The organism is Shewanella sp. SM69 (genome assembly GCF_025653985.1).
GTDB lineage: Bacteria > Pseudomonadota > Gammaproteobacteria > Enterobacterales > Shewanellaceae > Shewanella > Shewanella oncorhynchi.
Window position 1 is genome coordinate 225,730 of record NZ_JAKKRV010000001.1, and the last position, 21,520, is coordinate 247,249.

22 protein-coding genes and 1 pseudogene are annotated in these 21,520 nt (G+C 43.5%); 5 read left to right on the top strand and 18 right to left on the bottom strand.

The window, feature by feature from the left end; translation table 11 throughout:
- Positions 1 to 7: 7 nt before the first annotated feature.
- The 3 genes from atcA to atcC are packed head-to-tail and all read left to right on the top strand — an operon-like array spanning position 8 to position 2,204.
- A complete protein-coding gene (atcA, locus tag L5M37_RS01070; protein WP_263199081.1) occupies positions 8 to 538 on the top strand; it encodes a cold adaptation protein AtcA in 531 nt (176 codons plus the stop codon).
- Positions 538 to 1,296, top strand: coding sequence for a cold adaptation protein AtcB (gene atcB, locus L5M37_RS01075; RefSeq protein WP_006086363.1), 759 nt, complete (start codon positions 538 to 540; stop codon positions 1,294 to 1,296). Before atcA ends, atcB begins: the two co-directional genes overlap by 1 nt.
- A gap of 11 nt (positions 1,297 to 1,307) precedes the next feature.
- Positions 1,308 to 2,204, top strand: coding sequence for a cold adaptation protein AtcC (gene atcC / locus L5M37_RS01080; protein WP_106650299.1), 897 nt, complete (start codon positions 1,308 to 1,310; stop codon positions 2,202 to 2,204).
- Positions 2,205 to 2,401: 197 nt separating this feature from the next.
- On the opposite strand, the gene L5M37_RS01085 is transcribed toward atcC, so the two are convergent.
- The 5 genes from L5M37_RS01085 to L5M37_RS01105 all read right to left on the bottom strand — a co-directional run bounded on the left by L5M37_RS01085 (position 2,402) and on the right by L5M37_RS01105 (position 7,669).
- Positions 2,402 to 2,794: a DUF6678 family protein gene (locus L5M37_RS01085; protein ID WP_263199082.1), complete on the bottom strand. Its 393-nt coding sequence runs from the start codon at positions 2,792 to 2,794 to the stop codon at positions 2,402 to 2,404.
- Positions 2,795 to 3,135: 341 nt separating this feature from the next.
- Positions 3,136 to 4,485 carry a serine hydrolase domain-containing protein gene (locus L5M37_RS01090; protein ID WP_263199084.1) on the bottom strand — a complete coding sequence of 450 codons (1,350 nt, stop codon included), beginning with the start codon at positions 4,483 to 4,485 and terminating at the stop codon, positions 3,136 to 3,138.
- 108 nt (positions 4,486 to 4,593) lie between these two features.
- The gene (locus tag L5M37_RS01095; RefSeq protein ID WP_107947159.1) at positions 4,594 to 5,064 is read right to left on the bottom strand and encodes a hypothetical protein; all 471 of its coding nucleotides are present in this window, start codon (positions 5,062 to 5,064) and stop codon (positions 4,594 to 4,596) included.
- Positions 5,065 to 5,109: 45 nt separating this feature from the next.
- Entirely contained in the window at positions 5,110 to 6,294 is a 1,185-nt protein-coding gene (locus L5M37_RS01100) for an alpha/beta hydrolase-fold protein (protein WP_263199086.1), read from the bottom strand.
- Positions 6,295 to 6,691: 397 nt separating this feature from the next.
- Positions 6,692 to 7,669, bottom strand: coding sequence for a transposase (locus tag L5M37_RS01105; RefSeq protein ID WP_263199087.1), 978 nt, complete (start codon positions 7,667 to 7,669; stop codon positions 6,692 to 6,694).
- A gap of 172 nt (positions 7,670 to 7,841) precedes the next feature.
- Between L5M37_RS01105 and L5M37_RS01110 the strand changes: the two genes are divergently transcribed.
- Complete coding sequence (locus L5M37_RS01110; protein ID WP_263199088.1) at positions 7,842 to 7,967, top strand: hypothetical protein; 126 nt, start codon at positions 7,842 to 7,844, stop codon at positions 7,965 to 7,967.
- A 288-nt stretch (positions 7,968 to 8,255) separates the two neighbouring features.
- Here L5M37_RS01110 and L5M37_RS01115 read toward each other — a convergent pair.
- From L5M37_RS01115 to L5M37_RS01130, 4 genes and pseudogenes are all read right to left on the bottom strand, one after another.
- A pseudogene (locus L5M37_RS01115) lies at positions 8,256 to 11,090 on the bottom strand (ExeM/NucH family extracellular endonuclease).
- 283 nt (positions 11,091 to 11,373) lie between these two features.
- Positions 11,374 to 11,889 (bottom strand): GDYXXLXY domain-containing protein, encoded by a 516-nt coding sequence (locus tag L5M37_RS01120; protein WP_113938736.1) that lies wholly within the window; start codon positions 11,887 to 11,889, stop codon positions 11,374 to 11,376.
- Positions 11,889 to 13,052, bottom strand: coding sequence for a DUF4401 domain-containing protein (locus L5M37_RS01125; protein ID WP_263199089.1), 1,164 nt, complete (start codon positions 13,050 to 13,052; stop codon positions 11,889 to 11,891). Before L5M37_RS01125 ends, L5M37_RS01120 begins: the two co-directional genes overlap by 1 nt.
- Entirely contained in the window at positions 13,039 to 14,136 is a 1,098-nt protein-coding gene (locus tag L5M37_RS01130) for a DUF2157 domain-containing protein (protein ID WP_263199090.1), read from the bottom strand. Before L5M37_RS01130 ends, L5M37_RS01125 begins: the two co-directional genes overlap by 14 nt.
- 137 nt (positions 14,137 to 14,273) lie before the next feature.
- Between L5M37_RS01130 and L5M37_RS01135 the strand changes: the two genes are divergently transcribed.
- Positions 14,274 to 15,089, top strand: coding sequence for a substrate-binding periplasmic protein (locus tag L5M37_RS01135; RefSeq protein ID WP_168823968.1), 816 nt, complete (start codon positions 14,274 to 14,276; stop codon positions 15,087 to 15,089).
- 66 nt (positions 15,090 to 15,155) lie between these two features.
- Here the strand turns inward: L5M37_RS01135 and L5M37_RS01140 are convergent, their stop codons facing one another.
- From L5M37_RS01140 to L5M37_RS01180, 9 genes are all read right to left on the bottom strand, one after another.
- Positions 15,156 to 15,551, bottom strand: a complete 396-nt coding sequence (locus tag L5M37_RS01140; RefSeq protein ID WP_105252761.1) for a hypothetical protein — start codon at positions 15,549 to 15,551, stop codon at positions 15,156 to 15,158.
- A 328-nt stretch (positions 15,552 to 15,879) separates the two neighbouring features.
- Positions 15,880 to 16,284, bottom strand: coding sequence for a hypothetical protein (locus tag L5M37_RS01145; protein ID WP_105252762.1), 405 nt, complete (start codon positions 16,282 to 16,284; stop codon positions 15,880 to 15,882).
- Between the two features lie 32 nt (positions 16,285 to 16,316).
- Complete coding sequence (locus L5M37_RS01150; protein WP_173245345.1) at positions 16,317 to 16,781, bottom strand: GNAT family N-acetyltransferase; 465 nt, start codon at positions 16,779 to 16,781, stop codon at positions 16,317 to 16,319.
- 19 nt (positions 16,782 to 16,800) lie between these two features.
- Entirely contained in the window at positions 16,801 to 17,406 is a 606-nt protein-coding gene (locus L5M37_RS01155) for a GNAT family N-acetyltransferase (protein ID WP_131525840.1), read from the bottom strand.
- A gap of 396 nt (positions 17,407 to 17,802) precedes the next feature.
- The gene (locus L5M37_RS01160) at positions 17,803 to 18,426 is read right to left on the bottom strand and encodes a 2OG-Fe(II) oxygenase (protein WP_028760290.1); all 624 of its coding nucleotides are present in this window, start codon (positions 18,424 to 18,426) and stop codon (positions 17,803 to 17,805) included.
- A gap of 187 nt (positions 18,427 to 18,613) precedes the next feature.
- On the bottom strand, positions 18,614 to 19,117 hold the full coding sequence (locus tag L5M37_RS01165; protein WP_263199091.1) for a GNAT family N-acetyltransferase: 504 nt from the start codon (positions 19,115 to 19,117) through the stop codon (positions 18,614 to 18,616).
- A 30-nt stretch (positions 19,118 to 19,147) separates the two neighbouring features.
- Entirely contained in the window at positions 19,148 to 19,696 is a 549-nt protein-coding gene (locus L5M37_RS01170) for an NAD(P)H nitroreductase (RefSeq protein ID WP_113938744.1), read from the bottom strand.
- A gap of 185 nt (positions 19,697 to 19,881) precedes the next feature.
- Positions 19,882 to 20,475, bottom strand: a complete 594-nt coding sequence (locus L5M37_RS01175) for a DoxX family protein (RefSeq protein ID WP_113938745.1) — start codon at positions 20,473 to 20,475, stop codon at positions 19,882 to 19,884.
- 80 nt (positions 20,476 to 20,555) lie between these two features.
- On the bottom strand, positions 20,556 to 21,413 hold the full coding sequence (locus L5M37_RS01180) for a DUF6279 family lipoprotein (protein WP_113938746.1): 858 nt from the start codon (positions 21,411 to 21,413) through the stop codon (positions 20,556 to 20,558).
- Between the last annotated feature and the right edge of the window lie 107 nt (positions 21,414 to 21,520).

Genomic DNA, 21,520 nt, shown 5'->3' on the forward strand with positions numbered 1-21,520 from the left:
GTGTCAAATGGTCAAAAAACTGAATATCTCACGCATTAATGAGCTTAAAAATAATGCCTACGACAATATCGAGTCCTACGACGATCCCGATACACCTAAAGCGCTAGAGCAATTTACTAGCCAAATCAAAAAGGTGTTAGAAGCCGATCCTAAGATGCTCGATACTGTGCCTGAGTACCTGCCTGTCGCGCTTTACGGTCGAATTAAATTTCCCGCCGAAGCCAAACTCAAGTGGGCACATTGGATAAACACGGCTACTCAACCCGAGTGGGATGAGTTTAAAGTCACGATTGGCTTTAACAATGCTGATTTACCTTTAGTGTTAGCCGTGCGTGGTTACTCGGAAACCTTACTGATTGAAAGCTGCGCCGTACTGTATTTACTCGAAACTCAAGGTAAAGCAACGCCAGCAGCAAAACATCACGACGATGAAGATGATGATGACAACGATTATGTTGGCACCTCAGATAACGACGACGATGATGAAGGCGAAGAGGAAGATGGCTACTACGATCACTACGATGATGAGGACCGCTAATGAACACTAGTCTCATTGAGATTACCGTCGCCGAAATTAAAGAGTTGGCGGACGTAGAGCCAAAACAAGCGAGCAAACGCTTTGAAATCATTGCAAATACCATGAGCGACGAGCAATTAGTCGAAGTTATCGAACACATGGATATCGTCACGCTGACCCAAATCAACAGTCATCATGATATCTCTTGTCCTTCGATCATGTCTGAACTCATGACCCCAGAACAAATTCGCGACATCGTCTGTCAGCAACCTTTGTACTGGGAAGAAAAAATCAAAAACAATGCCGAAGAACTTATTCAGCATACCTTTGATTTTTTGACCTATTTAATTCGCATCCAAGATAGCGAAGAAAAGCAAACTGCGATTTTAGAATGTATCGCCGAAGATCCTGCGGGCCTCTTCTACCTGTCGATTCCTTTCATCGAAATGATGTTAGGCGAAAAGCATGAAGATGAAGACGGCTATACAGATCTCTACGATGACGAAGAAGACACTGAAACCATAGGTTACGATAGCCGCGTCGCCAGTGAAGATGCACACAGCCTCAGCATAGACGACCCACGCAGCCTAATGGCCTTGATCCACGAGCTCGCGCCCGATGTTGAAAAAGCCATTAAGAGTCTGCTGCGAAACGAAAGCTCAGGTTGGGAAATGATCATCAGCAAGTTTGTCAACGAGCTGGTTATTCAAGCCAAAGAGAAAAACCAAGTGACGGATGAATACGCTGAAGTCGATGATATGTTTAGCTTTTTGGATTAAGGAATTATTTGATGCAACTGGTACTGCGTGATGTAGATCAAGGACCCTACCTGAGCAAGGTATTGATCCAAGGCCAAGCAGACGAAACGCTGAGCGGTGAACAGCTGTCACAAATCAAATCCAAAGCCATTTTGATGAGCCTCAAACTGGCCGATAAGTTTTACAACAAGTATAAAATGCACCTGCTCGAACAAGCGGCGCACGATGTCATTGGTGTGGTGAGTCTTGGTTTGATGGAATTGTCAAACCAAAACCCGCAGCAGGCGATACGCCTGTTGATCACCGCCGATGGCGTAGTCAAATGCTTTCAAAAAGGCTGGAGCATGCTCAGCACTGTCAGCAAGCACAAACTCGTCAACGGCAAGTCACTGTACGGCGATGTCGACAAGTTCTTGCTTGAACAAGTGTCTAGCCCGCCAGATGCGGAAGAATGGTTAGGCTATGAAGCCTATCAAGATGCTCTGCTTGAACACCAACGCCAACAGTCGATTGCGGCCCTATTGGCACAGTTTTACGCGCAATCGAGCTATGATCCGCTAGATTTTCTCAATCTAGAGAGTGTATTAGCCGAAGCGGTACTGTATCGATTGTTGTTTGATGGCGCCAAAGTCAGACAGGATTTGAAAAAGCGTATCGGCAAAATCACCTTAAAAGAGGAATGGTTTACCCGTGAGCATATCGAATTGGAAACCCAGAAAGCGTTAGCAGAATTACCCGCAGAACTCGCTGAAACCATCAGTAAAGATCTCGGTAAAAACTTTGCCCCCGCCCTACTGCGTACCCTGCACTTTGCGAAAAGCTACCGCGAACTCTTACTCAGCGACGCTTCACCCGAACGCTTAGAAAGATTCGAACATAAAGAAGGTCTCGTCGGCCTCCTCGGCTGGCCACTCTACATAGTACTTTGATCGGTCCTTTAATCAGTAGTGTGTTCAGTAGATTAACGAGTGCTTGAGTCGCTTTAAAATGAGTGCTTTATTGAAAAATAAAGCACTTTTTTACTGTCTTTTGTCTCTATGCCCAATCTCAATAATCAGTATTGAGGTCTCAGTTTTGAGTGGTTTTAGCTTGAAAATAAGTGACTTACAGAGATATAACTCTTCAGTTAGATAAATTCTGGAGATTCATCCCTCCTCAGATAACCCCAAATCCGAAACATGCCATTTTCTATCGAATAAGGAATTGAATATTGGGCTAATTGTGTGCTTACAACATCAGAAAAGTCCGTCACTCGATCCGCCACTAATCGGCCTAGCCATTCTCTTTTGAATGGATCAACTTCTAACCACTCAATGGTTTCTGCTATTTTAAGTAACTCATGCCACCACACAGCAGTAAAACCTGCATTTGGATTTTCATCATAAATCAATTTGTATCGCACATAGGGAATAAAGTCTTCAGATCCATTTAATGCCTTTTCAAGCTCGCACCACTTTGTTTTATTCATTACAGACGAAAGCTGATGCTCATTTACATACTTCAAAACTTCAGAATTCATTTTTTAGTGTCTCAAGCGACTAAGTGAAAACTAAATGATATAGCTTTAATAGATATATTTTGCCAATAAAAACTAATTAAAATGGCAGATAAAATGATGGGCAATAAATTAGGCCATCCATTTTAAACCGTGGAGCGCTTATTGGTTTGACCTACTCATATTGGCTTACCATCGTATTTGCTCGTCGACAGGGTGAATAGAAACCTAGGGATTCTAAGTTTATGAACGAGAGCCATGGAGGGCGAACTGGCAGTTAAACAAGAATGTTGTTCAAGTCCTTCCTTTGGATGCTCGCCCGCCACAAACGCGAGCAACTTGTTACGAGTCATTTTTAATGGTGATTATTGTATTTCCATTCGAACTAAAGGTGCTCGCTCACCCATGTAAATACTGACAGGAACAAGCAAACGCTTATCATCCTGCTCTCGAAGTTGATAATAATCCTCGGTGCATGCAAATGAAAATGAGTTATTTTCCCGAAGCACTAATTTTCGAATGACGCCATTGCTGGTTTTCGCACTGAGTTGCCCATCATCAAATGTAACAGTCATCATCGTATCGTCTGTACCTTTGTATTTACCAATCAGAGTCTTAGCTTGTTCTGTGATATTTTGATGAGCAATTGGCGCTGGTGAAAGGTTAAGTTGCCTTGCAATCATATTTAACAAAGCTGGGCCTGGGTGAACAGCGTCATTGTTGCCGAATACTGTGCCAAGTAAATCATGCGAGGGAAAATAGACTGACCATGCCACAAAACCAGGCACTTGCCCTTGATGACTGTACGACGGTTGACCGCTTATCGGGTATACATCAGTGCCAAACCCATAATTGACTGATTCCCCGTTGTTTAGTTTTGCTCTAGTTACCATCAGCTGATAATTTGCAGCCGAAATTACCTTCCCAGAACTTAAACCACGATGCCACAAGCTCATGTCGTCAAGAGTCGATGCAATTGCACCCGCCGCATAAATCCAACTACGGTCAACGATTTCGGGAGTAAAATACGCATTAGGTTCATCGCTATTTGCGGTATAACCTCTCACAATTTGCTTTGAACTTACCCCTTTAGTCACAACAAACGAATTCTTCATGCCTAAAGGAGAAAAAATATTCCGCTGCAAATACTCGCTATATGTCAGACCAGAAGCGGCTTCAATCACCTTTCCTAACAAAATATATCCGGTATTTGAATACGCATAATCAACACCAGGCTTTGTCAGCACTGGCATTTTACTCACTACATTGATCACTTCATCAATGGTGGCGTATTTGTCCCATCGCTGCCTGATCCCTACATCCGAGTTGTAATTTGGCAGCCCAGAAGTATGACTTAGAACACTTTCAATCGTTAGCTTTGCGTACTCAACTGGAAGATCTGTAATAAAATCATCCAGAGTATTTTTTAAGGATAAATTATTATTCTCAACGAGTTGAAGTATCGCAGCGGCCGTAAACTGCTTTGAGATTGAGCCGATCTGAAAAATACTATCAACTTTTAAGGGGTCACGAGTGCTTATATCTGCAACCCCAAGTGCGCCTTTGAAAATATGCTTTCCAGATTGCTCGATACTGATTGCAAGTCCCGGCTTATCCGATGATGTATGGCAAGCTAACATGACGGAAAAATCGTGTTGTTTTGCATTCACACAGGTAACAAAAAATAGAGAGCTAAACAGTAACTTTTTTACCATGGTAATAAACACGCCTTTGCAAAGAAAATATAACGCCGCCAGCAGAGGCCGAAAAAACAGAGCGAAGCGGCAGTTTTTTCGGCCCTCTGGCTGGCCTTATTAAAAGTTTTACCCTCCATCTGCTAGCTTCTTAATTTCTTCATATAAAGGCTGCCCACTTTCAGATGCGGAGTTTAATTGTATTTCCCGTTCTTGGTAATTGTGGTGGCCAAGTTCTTTGCAATGCTTATAAATCTCCATCAGCATAGTTGGGGAGTTTTTCTTGCAGATATGTATCCGATTATTGTCGTACTCCGGAAACTGCGAAATTGTTATATCTATAAATGTATCATCGACTTCAAGCCACACATGACTTTTTACTGAGCTGTACTGCTCGAGTGCATTTCCACACCATATGATTTTAGATTCTATACCTTTTTCTTTCAGGTACATGGCAAGGAAATTACTAGCGATGTCACATGACCCAAAAGGAAAAGAATTAAGCTCATTCCATCGGCCTAGCTTGTATAAACGGTAGGATTCAAGCTCTGCGGCCTTTACTAGGGCATTCCTAAATCTATGTACATACTCTTTAAGCAATTTTGATCTCCGAGGACTTTTAATACCTTATATGGATTTTTATTACTAAAGTTTTGTTTGAGCTTGATTAACCATATCTTGAAGCGCATCGATAATGTTCGTTTCTTTCTTTTGTTGTTTTGCTAAATTAAGTGCTTGGACAAAACCTTCATAGGATTGATTAAATTTTTTCACCTTAGCATAACCTTGAGCAAGTTTCATATGCGCATATGAATGTTCTGGGTAATCACGTACAAATTGCTCTAATGTCTTAAGCGCTTCTTCTTCTCGCAGGTTCATTTGCTGTTGCTCTGCAAATTCTACATAAATATCAACAGGGGCTGAAACAGTGAAGCCAAACTGCTTAGATAAATCTGAATAGTAACTTTTAACGACTGATATGTTCGCATATTTAGCCAACTCAGGGGTGATTTTAAAATTAACATCAGCATACAAATACTCTAGCCCACTCGTTATCGCAGGTAATATGCCACTCATGTGAGTACGCTCTGGATAGTGTTCAAATTTCCAGTCTAGATTAACGGGTTTGTTCCTTTCCATGTTGGTTAATAGCTCTAATGTACCCGTATAGAATTGACTACCTTCACCAGCAACCGAAATAAAAAGTTTTTGTTTAGGACGGTTGCTTTCTATTAGTTTTTTTGAATTTTGAATTATTTCATCATAACTCCACCATCCATTGGCGCTTATAGCTAAGTAATTATTGAACAGTTCTGGGCGCTCAAATAAAGCTGAAAGTGCTAATGTCCCACCATTTGAATGACCAATAATTGTTCTGTGAGGATAGGTAGTATAATTTTTATCAATATATGGAAAGAGCTCATCATTTAGAAATTTTAAAAATTTATCTTGCCCTGAATCAGGCCATTTAGATTTTACAAATGTTTGAAATTTGGTTTGTGGCTCACCGTTTATCTTAGGGAGATAGTCACGAGGACGATTTGTTGTTTGAATACCAACAACCATTGTTTTGGGTATTTGTTCATAGTCGACTAGAGACTGCACTATGCCCGTGACGGTATGAAAATGGTGTTCACTATCAAGTAAATAGATAACATATAGAGAATCACCTGTATTTACTCCCTTTGGTATATACACTGAAATAGGTCTATCTTCGCCAATAATTTCAGAATGTATAATGAAATTTTCTCCAATAGTCACTTTATCTAATGCAGAAGCCTCAGATATAGCAACGGTAAAAACAAAGAGTAATGAAATTAAAAAACGCATAAACAAAGTCCTTTTTGTGATTTTGATTGTGATTTAAAAACCTAATACTTGCATTGTTCGCATACGTACTTACCTCATTAGACCAGTAAAAACGCGCACTCTTAATTATATGTATTAACTAAAAGCTAACAGCTTTCTATCGCTTTTCATATACAAGAATCCATCATAAAAAGAGCAAAATCTGGCCACCCATTTTAGATCAACAACATAATGCACTTTTGGTTTGTCTACAACTTGTACGAGCTAAAATTGCTTAAATAAGAGTCATCAAAAATTGAAGGACTAAAGCTGAGGCATAAAAATGAGCTTACTCATTAAAAAATAGTGGATTTAAGACATGCTAACCCACCCAATAAAACACATGGGCAGAGATTGGTTTAGTTAAGCAGGATTACAGTTAGTTGCTGTGAAAGTGCTGACAGCTTGCGGCAAAGTGCCGTCGTCGCTTTTCTAGATGTTCACAGTAATCAGTGAGTGCTTGCAGCGTACCCACCGGACCATGAAATAGCTTGCCAAACTCAGTAGTGAGCTTGAGCCAATTGTCATGTGGGATATTTAATCTTGCCAGTAACTTAGCGCTATTTACACTGATTGCCCCACGTTTGTCGCTTCGAATAATTCGGCCTGTATCATCGACCAATTCAAGGTAATCCGATAATAAAAACGCAATGCCATTGGGCTGGTTGTCGCGCTCATTACCGATAAAAGGCAGCAGATTTTTAGGCTGCTCACCTTTTAATGCGGCACGAATACGCAACTGGATACTGGTATGGTCGGATTGTTCTGGTGTATCAGCCAGTTGCGCTCTAATAGGATTCAAATCAACATAGGCCATACAAGTTAAAACTGCGGCTTCATCGAGTAGAGCTTGCGATTTAAAGCGACCTTCCCAGAAACGACCTGTACAGTTATCTTCTTGATTCGCTTGTCTTGCGATGGGTTCGTTGAGGCAGCGCATAAACCAACTGATATCACATAAACGGCTGCGATAAATGGCAATTGAATGCTTTAATCTGTGAACCTCATGCGCTTCAACTAACTCACCTTTGGCGAATTTTTGCGTTAATTCATCGCCTTTAAACAGCTTATGCCACTGCTCAAGTACTTCGTGGTCAGTCCAACGATTGGCGCTGTCGATATCGACCCGCAGCACCACATGCAGATGATTGGACATCACAGCAAAAGCCGCCACATCAATAGCAAAAACCGCTTCGAGTTCAAACAGTAGCGATTCTACCCAAGCGCGGCGATGGTCATAATTTTTTCCAGAATAGGTATCATCGCCACACAAAAACGCACGCCGCACAACGCGGCTACAACAATGGTAATAGGGTGTGTCTTCAACACTTATCTGAGTTCTACGTGGGCGCGGCATACAAACCTCCTTGTTTAATGCTTAACCCAAGCATAGTCGGAGGTTAACAACTGCGCTATTTAGGCTGGGTGTCCATTTTTATTGCAATTTTTATTCTTTTTATTATCCATTTTTATTCAAACTACGAAACACACTTTGGGGCAATATCTTTTTAGCTAAACGAACAGCAGAAGTGTTAGTTAAGATTGGCATTGTTGCAACTGTGACCGTTGGCGGCATGGATGCCGTCGTCGAGCCCTCAGGGACGAGTTTATTGCGAGTCACAGGGGAAACAATGACAATTCATGCTGCAAACTGACGACAAAATTATCTTGCTTTGGGGCAAATATCTTTTTAGCTAAACGAACAGCTGAAGGGTTAATGAGGATTGTCATTGTTGCACCTGTAACCTTCTAAAACAGGGATATTTTATTAGAGCCCTCAGGGAGGCTTCTTGTTAAATAAAGAGGTGACGAGTCACTGGGGAAACAATGACAATTGATGCGTCACAACTGACAACAACTTTATTTTGCTTTTGGGCAAAAAGAAAAGCCCGCGGCTGCGGGCTTGGCGTCACTTTAAATATCAGCGGAATAAAAGGACTGGCTTAACGGTAAGTCAGCGTTGTGGTATCCGTTAACTTGTCGTTATCTTTAACGGTCAGTTCAACAGTGTGTTGTCCACGGCGGGCAAGGCGCAATACCACTTGACCGTTAGCACGGGTGCCATTGTCGAACGTCCACTTATGTTGCTTGATCACACCATCGGTATCATAGCTAGTCGAGATAAACATATCGACTAACCATAAATTAATACGCTGAATTTGCGCAACGGGTGGTTGTTTCACGTTGTCAGCAACCACTGTCACCATTTGCGACGTGCTATGGGTTAGGCCATCATTATCAGTCACAGTTAGCGTAACCAGATACTCGCCGCTTTGGTTGTAACTGTGGGTCACAACCTCACCCACTGCGGCAGTGTTATCACCAAAGCTCCACTCAGCTGACACGATTTGTCCGTCGCTGTCGGTTGAAGTGGATGTCAGTTGCACTGCAGCGCCATTCACCACTTGAGTGAAACTGGCCACTGGCGCGACTTTTTCCGCTTCAAGTAAGAGTGAAATCACCACAGGATCGTGATCCGATGAGCGGTAAGCATCACTTGCGAATAAGTCTTGGATTTGAGCAGGCGTCTTAAACTCTTCGTTGTAATCCAATACACGTGGTTCGTCGGTATTGATATGCCACTGCGTCACATCCACCACTTTATCCAGCAGGGCTGCGTTCGCTAAAGCATGGTCCAACTGACCCGATTCAGCCGAGAACACATAGGAATAAGGATTTGGCTTTTCAAGTTTGGCAAACAGCTCACTAAAGCCTGCATTACCTAAAGCAGTTAATGGATCTTCCTTCGCATAGGCGTTCAAATCACCAATCAGCAATACGCCTTGATCTGGATATTGCTCGCTAATCCATTGACCTGCAGCCGTCGCCGCACGGGTACGAGTGATATTACAGTTGCCTTGACCGTCGTTAAGATCAGGTTCGCCCGCACATTCACTGCCCTTAGATTTAAGGTGATTAACCGCAACAACTACGCCTTCTTCACTGCCGTTCACGCTAAAGGCTTGCGTCAGCATTGGACGGTTTTTGCTATCGTCAAACAGGGGCTGTTGATCGCTATCTAATGGCGAATTTGCACTGGATAAAATACGTGCAGCGCCCTGCGGCGTGACTTTATCACTGCGATAAATCAAGCCGACTGTGATGGCATCGGTGCCAATCGCATTCATGCCTGTTGGCACGATATAAGCGTAACGTGCTTCACCCACAGCGGCATTCAAACCTGCGACTAAATCGGCAATGGCTGAATTAGCGCCAAAGCCATCGTTTTCAATTTCCATCAAACCAAATACATCGGCACTAATGCCCACCATGGCGCTGACAATCTTCGCCTTTTGACGCTCAAACTCGCTTAAGGTATTGGCACCACGCGCGGTTGGGAAACCTGCACCTTGGCCATCACCATTGAAGTAGTTAAGCACGTTAAAGCTAGCGACTTTTAGATTACCACCATCAACCAATGTGGGCGCAACTGGGCGTGGGTTTTCCGCCACAAAGTTCACCGTTTCGATTGGCATAATGCGATACAGATTAAAGCCATAGTGCATTACACCTGTGAGCGATGTGGCTTTATCGCCTACACGCACAGTGTTTGATGCGCTCAAACCAGGAGCGGGGAATTGCACAGGATCAGGATTCTGCGCCGTTAAACCGTCATCCAATAAAATACTGTCACGTTGGTTGGCTGCGCTCACCGCCAGCGCATCCGCGCCCGGCGCAGCCACCTGCGTACCAATAAAGTGGCGCTGACTGCCTAATGAAATCTCGCCATAACGGCCTAGGTTATAGACTTCATTCACCACTAAATCTTGGCTGAAACGAACCCGCATGCCCTCAAAGGGCTCAAAATCATCACTGCTGTTAACAGGTAAGGTCACTAGCGCGGCCGTTGGTAACGTTTATCCTGTGGCACACAACTTGTGATCAGATAAAGTCGTTAGTTCAGTTAAGCCTTGATATTCAGTGACTTTGGCTTTTAAACGAATACGATCGCCTGCCACATAAGCTGTGGGCGCAGTGCCGGTATACACAAACACCCCTTCCGAGGTTTGGGGATCGCTATCGGCTTCGTTATCAGCCATTTGCACGAAAATGCCCTTAAGACCGGCTTCTTGATTACTGACGACAACCGCCTCAACCACCAAAATTTGACCATTGAGAGGGCTGGCAGCGCCCGCGCCTTGAAGCGCATGAATTGCTGTGGCCTCTTCGCCGCACACTAAAGAGCTTGGTGGAGGGTCGACGGGATCGGTTGGCGTACCCGCACTGAACTTACCAAGATCAGAAACATCATCCTTAGCAAAACCTAGCCAAGTGCTAAAGCTTACTGCATCAGTACTGATAGGATCGGCAATCAGCAGATCAGGATTACGGCGCAGGGTATTATCTTGAGTGGAGAGATCACCACTGCCCCACTCGGCACCGGGATCGACACCGACTTGACCTAAACTATCAATGACTTGATTTTGATAGGTCAGTTCAATCGCATCGTCGCCGTTAAAGAAGCTGGCGCTACTCTGTTGATTTGTGACCGCAAGGATATCGGCAGAAGAGTCATTATCGGCAACCACATAAGTCGCCCCCGCCGCTAATGAGCCAGTGAGCGCAATGGTCGTGCCGACGTTTGTGCTGCCATTAAAATAGAAGCGCAATTGATATTGGCTTAAATCAATAGCGCCCGCGGTTGGGTTATACAGTTCGATAGCTTTATTATTGCTGCTGCCTTCGACGTATTCAGAAATGATCAAATTATCCGCGCCATGGGCAAGCCCACAAACGCTGCTGATGGCTAACGCCAGCACAGTTTTAGTGTTAAACATTGAGACCCCTAAATGTATTGTTTTAATATTTGGTATTTAATTGATGCGCTTAGATGCTTCAAGGTGATGTCACCTCGAAGACTGACAATACTATAGGCGGTCAAGGTTACAAATTGGTTGCATCAAAGTTGCAACTTAAGGTGGATATTATTCGTGCGATTTAGCGATCAGAACTAGGAAGAAAGCAGTACGGGAGATGCTGGCCGCACTACACAGTGCGGCCAGAGATAAATCGAGGTTCATCAAGTAAGCAGAACAAATGGATGACAATCCTGACACAGGGTTATAAGGGCTGAAGCTTTTCATCGAGTAAACTGACGAGCAGTAACTCACCTTGCAAATTCACTCTAAACTCACCGTATTTTGCTGCACTAAAATGATCGGCTTGTCCTTCTTCAAAGAAAAAGCTGTTCGATGCGAGCTTAATTTGATTACCACGAACACGAAACTGCACTCGTAGTTGATCTTTACCGAGTGCTTGGTCGGTATAAAAGTCGACAAAACGCGCCACTTTTTGCCCATCGACAGCCAGCAATAACTGCCCCTGCATTTGTTGCGGCGCTAAGGCGCTACGCACATCGCGCGCAATGGCATATTCAAGCGCCATGTAATCACCCTGCATTAATGAGCGCGGATCGACCGGTGCTAATGCAAAACGCACCACTTGGCCGTGATTAAGCAGTTGTTCGAATTTGAAAATGCGCCAATTCACGCCAGCGAGAATCGTCACTGTTGTGAATAATACGAGTCCAAGCGCCCATTTATGTGAAGCCGACAGTTTTCCCATCACATTGCCCATCACACAGTCTCCTTGGCATTTTCATTGGCAGGAAATAACCGCCACATCACTAACCTTGCCACCAACAGCAAGGCGCCTAAGCCCATCAAATAACCAGATTTAAGTAACAGAGTCGTCTCTAGGGAATAATAATACCCGCTGACAAATAACAGCGCCGACACCATTCCCATACCTTTCAACCAAGACTCGTTGCAATAATGACCAAGCAAGATCAATAGAATAGCCGTTGATAAACCCTGCATAGGTAAGGATAAACCGCTAACGATGACTAAACCGATAACACCCCCCAGCGCCGCTGGTGAGCTTAGTGATTGCTGGCGCTCGCGCAAGATTGTCACCAATAAAAATCCGCAAATAGCGAAAATAATCAACAGATTAGTCAGTGTCAGCCACAGGCTTTGCTGCCAAGGGCTAAATAAGGCTTCAAAAATACTGTCCATACTAAAAGCGTGCATCAACTGCAACGAAAGCAACGCGAGTGCGAAACCATAGATGAGCATCCGAGCCCTGCGATAATGACGCCCGAACTGATTGATATTTAATAACACTAGACTAATGACTACGGCAAAAAGGCTTGGGCTAAAATTGAGCAGTTCAAATTTTGCCATCAGGCCAATCACGCACCAACTTAAGCAAAAAGCGAATACAAACTGGGCTAGCCCGTGGGCAATCAAGCCCCACAGTAATAATGTAATACCCGCCATACAGAGATACCATGTGAGGCTAAAATCATTGTTAATTAAATCAAATAATCCCCATGCCACACTGATCAAACCACTCAAACAGGCGGCAAAAGCAAATTGTTCAATAAAAATCTGTTGCCGCGGTAAAAAATACAGCCCAATCCCCAAGGCCAAATAGGTTAAGCCAATAAATAAAATGACATCTTCTTCAACATGCTCAAAAATGGCACCAAACACTGCCATCATGAAGCTCAATAAAAACAACGCCGCTATCCAAGCAGCAAACGCCTGCATAGTGGCAATATACCAAGGGATATCATGGTCTTCTGGCATTTGAGCGGCACTAACATTGCCTTCGGCATACAAAGCTTGCCAGAGTTTGATTAGACTTAACTCACTCGAAGCGTCGATTGACGTAACACTATCAGTGCAGGGTCGAGTGATCATTTCGCTATCCTGTAAACCATTATTGTTGCTCATGAACATCTCCCACGCCCACGCTCCCTTGGGTGGCGATTCCTACAAACTGTGGTTTAAGTTTCCGGCTTAGCTCCCTCAACCAAATACTCAAACCTGTGCTTGCCAAAATGATATAAAGCCCAATAAACAAAAATCCACCTATGGGGTTATTATCCTCAAACATCAGCTTTATCAGTAACGCGGCGCCTACGGCAATCAGGCTAAAACCGCCCAAGGCCAAGGGATATATGCGTGGTAATCTATAACGAAAAATAACGAATCCGAATATCAGATGGGCAAAATAACCACAGAAGATCCCAGTGCTGAAGCTATCGCGTTCAAGGAAATCGTCGAAAATAAGCCAAGTGATTAACCAAGTAAAACAACCCATAGCAAACAATGAACAGGCATATTCAAGGATTGGCGCATGCCAGCGCCCCGCGACTTTGTGGTCTAAAAGTACAAAAGCATAATAGATAACTAAATTCAAACAGATAAAGATCAGCAATTGTCCTTGAGCGCCCCAAAATAATCCCCAGAAATGGGAAAAGGAATCCAGAAATATCCCTATGCTAAGGTTTAGCAGTCCCACCAGCAACAGCCACAAACCATCAAATCCCGCCACCCAAGCAAAGGGTAAGATAACGAATGCCCATAGCGCGAATAACTGCCAAGGATCGGCGCCCGTTTGATAGGTTTGCCCAACTAACGCTAATAAGCCACCGACTACCACACTTGCGGCCAGTAGCACGCCATTGGCGGTCGTCGCACCAAAAGTGCTGTCTTTACGATAAGAACTAACAGGGGAATAAATGTTGGCACGATAATAGAGCCAAGTAAATGCGCTGATAGCGAGTATTATCGCCACTTCAATCAGTCCAAATTTGGCAAATCGCCCCAAAGATTGCCAATTATAAGCAAAGAAAAAAATCACCCCACAGGCAAAACTTAACGCACCGAACCAGAGTAATAAATGAGCGATTAAGCGACGCCAACTCGACCCATCCGGCAAGACTGTCACCTGTCGATAAAGCTTATTCGCCTGCTCTTGCGTGATATGTCCCTGTTCAACCCAACCACACACTTGAGATTTTATCTTGCTCAATGTGAAATCTCCCTCATCCTGTTTGCGCTAGCTTACTATGACAGATTTAAAATTCGCACTTTATCGACAGCATTGAACAAATTAAATTGTGTATACTTGTAAAAAATCATTCATGCTAAAAATAACAAGGGGTGACTATGATATTGAGCCAGTTGTGTCGTCTACTCTTTTGTTTAGCCTTAAGCATTAGCGCATTTACTGCGGCTATCGCCCAAGATAAAGTTCAGTCGCCAGCGATTCCCGAGTCAATTCCGACAATTCATGTCGGTGGTTATCAATTTGCTCCCTATGTCCATCAACAACAAGACGGGCGTTACACAGGTCTCACACTCGATATCATTAATGCACTAAATCAAGTACAACAAGAAGTGGTCTTTAAATTTGCCGTCACCAGTATTGAGCACAGATATAAAGCCTATTCCTTAGGTCGCTTCGACATGATGCTCTTTGAGAATCCCGCTTGGGGATGGCAAAAAATAGCGACTCAGTTTATTCCGCTACATATGATAGATGGTGAAGTCTTTATTGCACTTAAAACTAAAGCTCATAACCAAAGCTATTTCAAAAACTTAACCAACAAGTCAATTGCGTTCATCAAAGGATATCACTACCAGTTTGCCCACTTTGAAACCGATGCGAATACGCTGGCAAAGCAATTTCGTCCCTTGTTCGTCAGTCACAATAACGCCTCTATCGAAAGCATTCTACGTGAACGCGCCGACATAGCACCCGTGACTAACTCTTACCTGCAGTATTATTTAAAGGTTCATCCAGAAGATAGAAAATTACTTTTAATATCAGATAAATGGGATCAAAAATACGCTAATGGCATTTTACTTAACCCCAGTTCACAGCTCGATAGCAAAAGGCTCTCACACTGGATTGAACTGCTCATCAATAATGGTAAACTCGCTGAACTCGCCGCCCAATACGGTATTCAATTAACCCCATAATTCGCTGTTTGTTTTTCAAACTCTGATGCTTCAATCGCGATGATTTATCAAGTTCTCATGAGCAATTTACGCGGCAGACAAAAGTGGCCCTAGCATAGCCAAAATACCAATGAGCAAGAAAATCAGCGCTTGCACTATGATCATCTGGCCACTATTCGGTGGACTCAGAGTGGCAATGTAAAACTGCCAAATCGCAAAGATCCCATAGTTCATCCCGAGGAATAACAACAGGCTAAAGGCATACATCCCAGGGATTACCTTTAGTGCACAGGCTAAAAGTGCAGCCGTTGAAACCACAAAAAATACCGATTGGCAGTGAAATAAGCACAGTAGCATTTGCTTGCTTTGCTGTGACACATTTGCCTTCAAGAGTGGCGCCAATAAAACCCGCTTACCATAGATTAAATGGTACCCACAGACTCCAGCACTCAAGACAGTCGCTGCCATTATTGTTAATACCATAGTGCTCCTATTTAGTACTCATATTTGATTATCTTTGAATATCGTAAACTGAACTAAGAATTTAAAACTGAGGAGAATTTAAACCCAAGGCTTAAATACTTGACCATGTAACTAAGACCCTAAAAACTGCGGTTGAGTTTCAGCCGAGCGAAAATAAGCAACTTGGTTCTAAGCCCCTAAACCAAACGGGGCTAAAATCTATGGGGAAACCGACTCAATATGAATGCCCCCATCAGCTCCTTAGTGCTTGTACTTTAACGCAAAAAAGGAGCCATCAGGCTCCTTCTCTTCACAATCCGTAAACGATTACCCTGACTAAAACCTACGATTACATCGTCGCCATAGTCCAATAATTTAAACGCTTTTGTGGATCGGCTAACAGGTTTTTACATTCTTCTTTATATTTACCCATTAACGCACCTAAGTTGCTTGACCCCCCTAAGCTTTCGATTTGACGGGCTTTAGCATCGGCAACCGCTTGAGTGACCTCTGCTTCAGAGCTGTATTTCTTAGCTAAATTCTCAGACTCAATTTTAGAACTTTTTAAACGCTCACCCACGGCCTGCATTTGCGGTGCATTCATCGCGCCAATGGCTTCTGAGCTAATTTGATAGTAAGCGGCACATTCAATGGCTTCTTTACTAAACGCTTTTTCTGCTTCATCAGCCCAAACTGCAGTACTGGCACTTAAGACTAAACCACCTAATACTAACGTTTTTACCTGAGTTAACATGTTACTTTTCCTTTTAATCGCCATAAATAAACCTACTCAAGCCCTCGGTGGAGCTCAAGTTCGTAGATATAAAAATCTTGGTTACGCACAAAGCCTAAACCTTCATACAAGCCCTGCGCGCGCTGGTTTTTTTGCTGTGTTTCTAACATCAAATAACTCATATTATGCGCTTTGGCATAACTGGCGGCTTGTAGCACTAATGCCCGCCCAATACCGACACATCGGGCATGTTGAGTCACATACACATCATTGAGGATCAACATAGGGGCCAAACGTAACGATGAAAAACTGGGATACATTTGAATAAAACCTAATCCAAGCCCTTGATTATCTTTAGCTATAAATATCACTGATGAGCCATCTGACACTCTTGAATAAATAAACTGCTCCGCAGCCGCGAGATCATCCCTACGCCCATAAAACTGTCGGTACTCATTGAATAACACTGCAACCTCATGGACATGAGTCACATCTACTCGAGTTATAATGCTTGCCATGGGCCTTTCCTATTTATCATTAGAGTGTTGGCGGTCGTTGTCGCAATCGAAATTGCAGACTGTTTTTCACCGTTGGCCACTCGGTATCAATAATGGAATACACCACGGTATCGCGGATAGTGCCGTCCTTAAGAATCTTATGATTTCGCAATACACCATCTTGCTTAGCGCCCAGTCTTGCAATGGCTTGTCTCGAAGCTTGATTATGCCAGTGAGTACGGAACTCAACGGCAATGGCGTCTAAGGTTTCAAAAGCAAAGGTCAATAACAGCAGTTTAGCTTCAGTATTAATCCCAGTGCGCTGGGCACGTTTAGCATACCAAGTGTATCCAATCTCAAGACGACGATTATCAGACTCCCAGTTGCAAATTCGCGTGCATCCGACGATTTCCCCTGACACTCTATCCCGCACCGCAAAGGGAAAACTCAGGCCCCGCGCTTTTTCTTCGAGTGCTTTAGCCACATAGAGCTTCATCTCAGTTGGCTCAGGGACACTGGTAAACCATAAACGCCAAAGTTGACCATCTGTAACGGCGAGACTCAATGCCGCCACATGGGACAAAGATAAGGGCTCAAGTACAATATGCTCACCACTTAAACAACCTAAGTTATCTTCACAGCCCACAGTATCGCCTCCGTTAGATGATAGAAAAGTGTGTTGTAGCGCACGTTTTTATCTAGCCTAACATTAAACGAGAATAAAAAAATACCCTATTTTCAGCATGATTGGACAAATTCATTCCATTGTCGGCGGCTTAGATTACCTAAAGCTTAAGAATGTAAAAAAAATTGAAAAAATGAGTAGAAGGCAGTTAAAACAGGTTGGAATAAATACTGCTGCGGAAGAACACGCCGTGATGGCCAATCAATATCCGAGAAATAGCCAATGACATTGCGCAGTCGCGATAAGTGATTGGTGATTGGTGATTGGTGATTGGTGATGACGATGACAAAAGCGGCAATCGAGAGCAAAAACACCTAAACCTGTAGGCAGCATTTAGGCGTTTGTTATAAGGCGAAGTTAAAAGCCATGAACACTGTTACTGACCCTAAACCAGCCCGCAATGCTATTACGCTGGGCCAAGGTTTTGGTCACTTCATGGGGAAAACGCTCACTGAGGAAAATCACAAAATGGCCCATTTTAGGCGCGATGCGTTCAATCTCAATATCGGCTTCATCATAGATAATCAACTCACCACAATCTGCCGCTTTCCAATCAGGATTTAAGAAAAACACTGTGGTTAAAATACGATTTTGGCTGCCCTTAAGTGCATCAACATGTTTTTTATAAAAGGCCCCAGGCTGATATACCGCATAATGGCTTTCATAATCGAATAAGCCCATAAACAAGCGACGATTCAAGCCATTTTTGAGTTGTGTCATCAACTCAAGATACTGGGCATCGGGCTCATTTTGCTCTTCTAGCCACTGTATTCTGTCACGACGAATGTCTGGATTTAAGTGCTGTTCAGAACCTCGACCAATAGAGGCAGCTTTTAATTCATATATTTCAGTTGATTGAATTTTTTCCAATAGTACTTGGCTAATACAGGAAGGAACTAAGTCAGATAAAAAGATATAGCCTTTGTCTACCAAGGCATCAGCGATCACGTCCAGCATTGCTTCACTTAATTGCGAAACCATTATGCTACATCCAAAAAAGGGCTACGCTTTTGCTGTACTCAAGGGCTCAAGGAGGGATTAAGTGAGCCTGATTTTCGAGGGGCGTCGATAAGAGATATGATTACCATATCTCAACGATAAAATTTGCGAAATTCTAGAATAAAGAAGACGGAATTACAATAAAATAAAAACCTATATAAACAATACGTTAAGGTTGGCCAAACAGTTCAACAGGCGCATCATGATCACTAAGCTGCAAACAACGCTCAAAGTGTAATCCAAGTTTGTTCAGCAAAGCTTTTGAAGCACTATTATGGCTGCTAACAATCGCGACAATACGCTCAATACCTAAACTTTTACCTAAGTCAAAAGCGGCTTTAGCCGCTTCGAATGCATAGCCCTTGCCCCAATATTGCGGCAAAAAAGCATAACCTATATCGACATTGTCCAGTGTCGGCCGTTTAATTAAACCGCAGATGCCAATGGTGAATCCATTCTCGGCGAGCACTACAGCATAAAAACCAAAGCCGCACTCGGCATAACTTTTCATCGGTCCATTGACGATATAATCCTTAGCCTGCACAAGTGTGCGTACTCCTCTATCCCCGATATTCTCTATAAAGCCTTGGCTGTTGAGCAAGACTAACATAAAAGAAGCGTCGGCTGGGGTTAACTGCCGCAGGATGAGTCTAGGAGTACGCGCAACTTGCATAGAATTTCTCCACTAAAAATAGAGGCGGATTTATAAATAACGGACGTACTGACTGCCGTCCTTTTGCGGTTTCTTGGGAGCAGTAACGGCTGGCGTACCCACATACAAAAAGCCGACGATTTGATCGTGTGGCTCAAGACCTAAAGCAACATTTACATTCGCATCAAAGGCAAAATCCCCTGTACGCCACACTGCACCTAAACCTAAGGCGAAGGCAGCCTGCTGCATCGCCATGGTCGCGCAACCCGCTGCAATAAGCTGTTCAAGTACGGGGACCTTGGAATGTTGCTGCGTTTTCGCCACGACAGTAATCACCATAGGCGCGCGCATTGGCATGCCCTTAGCTTTATTGACAAAATCCTCGTCGGCACCGCTCGCTTTCGCTGCCTCAACAAAGATATCTGCCAAGGTATCTAACCCTTGTCCTGCGGCAATAATAAATTCCCATGGCGCTAAGGCGCCATGATCTGGCACACGAATGGCTGCATCTAAGATGATTTTTAATTGACTCGCATCTGGAGCAGGAGCAGTTAATCGTGGGGTTGATTGGCGAGTGAGTAAAAGTTCAATAGCGTCCAAGTTCTTATCCTAGTTCGATATAAATTGCGCTCAAGCATAGCAAATTGCTGACAAAGAGGCATAAAAAAATCCCACCGCTTGAGTGGGATTTAACTTGTTAAGTGCACTTACCATCGAGTGTGCTTAAAAATTAAATGCGCTTGAAAATCCGATGCAGTTAACAATTGAGCCCGCTTGAGAAAGACTTACTTAATCCCACAGCGCTTAGCGATGAAATAATCTAGGCTAGTGTAACGACCACCGCCTAAGGTAAAAAGCGCCAACAACATAATAAAATAGGTGATCGCAAACTCAATACCATTATTAAGCACAGCAAAATTACCTGAACTGGTCAGCCAGTCATAGTTACCGTGCTCCTGCAATAACTCTTTGGCTTTTATCAGTTTATCCCCTGCCTCAAGCACTCTGTCATTCGCAAGCCAAGAAGTACCATCGGCAATCGCTAACCAACCATTTGGCCAATGCACAGTCAATGCGGCGACCAACATAGTGACCATTAAAGGGATTGAAATCAGTCGCGTCGCGAGCCCAAGCAGTAACAAGATAGCGCCAAAGAACTCAGTTCCCGCCGCCAGTCCTGCCATTAACGCCGGCATTGGCAGACCTAAGCCCCAATCGGGATTGGCAAACCAAGCAACCGTATCTTCAAAGTGAGCGAGCTTGTTATAGCCTGCCTGCATTAACACAGGTGCAAGGTAAATCCTAAGGGCTAATGGCGCTAAGCCTTCGAAATAGCGGCTCATATTGAGCAGTTTCTGATAAAGGGATACGAGTGGCATAAGGTCTCTATTAGTAGTTAGTAGGCTGATTTATTGGCTTGCAGGAATAGACCCTAGCAAGGCAATAAATCTTTCATGGCCTAGGCTTCTTTTTCAATCGCTTCCTGATTCAGTTCCTTGAGATCTTGAATGAGTCCACCTAACTTTTTATAAAAATGCTTAGACTGCTGCTCCGATAAGCTCGCATTCATCGCCAACAGCAAAGTCCCAAATGCCTCAGTATTTTTACGTAAAAACACTTTATGTTGCTCTGACTTAAGCTCATCGGGCTGCGTCATCAGCAAGGTCAAACGCTCGGTTAATAATGCTTTATCAGCGCGCTGACCCAGTGCAACCTCAAACTGGCGTAACCATTCGTGCCTGTACTCAAGCCACATATCTAAGGTGGATAAACGCTGTTGATTATATTGGTGAATAAGCACTTTTTGCTCCGCAGTTACACTTCCAAGCCAATCATCAAATTGGGTTTGAAGGTTTTCATCGGCATCTTTTTGTAACTGTTCAGGGGTTTTACCCGCAAATTCTTTAACGAGCTCCTGCTCTTCCTCCCGTAATTTTGTGAGAATCTGCTTCACCTGTTCATCGGACAAAGACATTATGATAGGTAGAAGCTCGGGCAAGGCGAACTCAAACAATCGAAACCAATGCCGCTTAGCAATATTCACATGATCTGCCCATAGCACTGGCGTTAACGTATTGGTTTTTATGAGGCCTTCGACTTCGGTCAATTGCACCACATAATGAGCTAACTCTTTGGATTGGTGCCAAATGACAAATTTTTCAATGAGGGCATCGAATGCCTTTTGCTGAGATTTATCTAAGGTAACATAATCCTCTTGCTCCCAGCCGATGGCCCAGTCGAGGAAATGGTAACTGAATTTAGTAGAGCAGGCGCTTAAGCCTAAGAGACACACAAGTAGCATCACGCCTTTTTTCATACTGAATAATCCATCCTAGAATTGTTGCTAATAAGACGCTTGAGACTATATAAAGTTGCTTTTTATATCAAACAAGTTTGTCTAATAAAGGTTTTCAGTATGTTCTA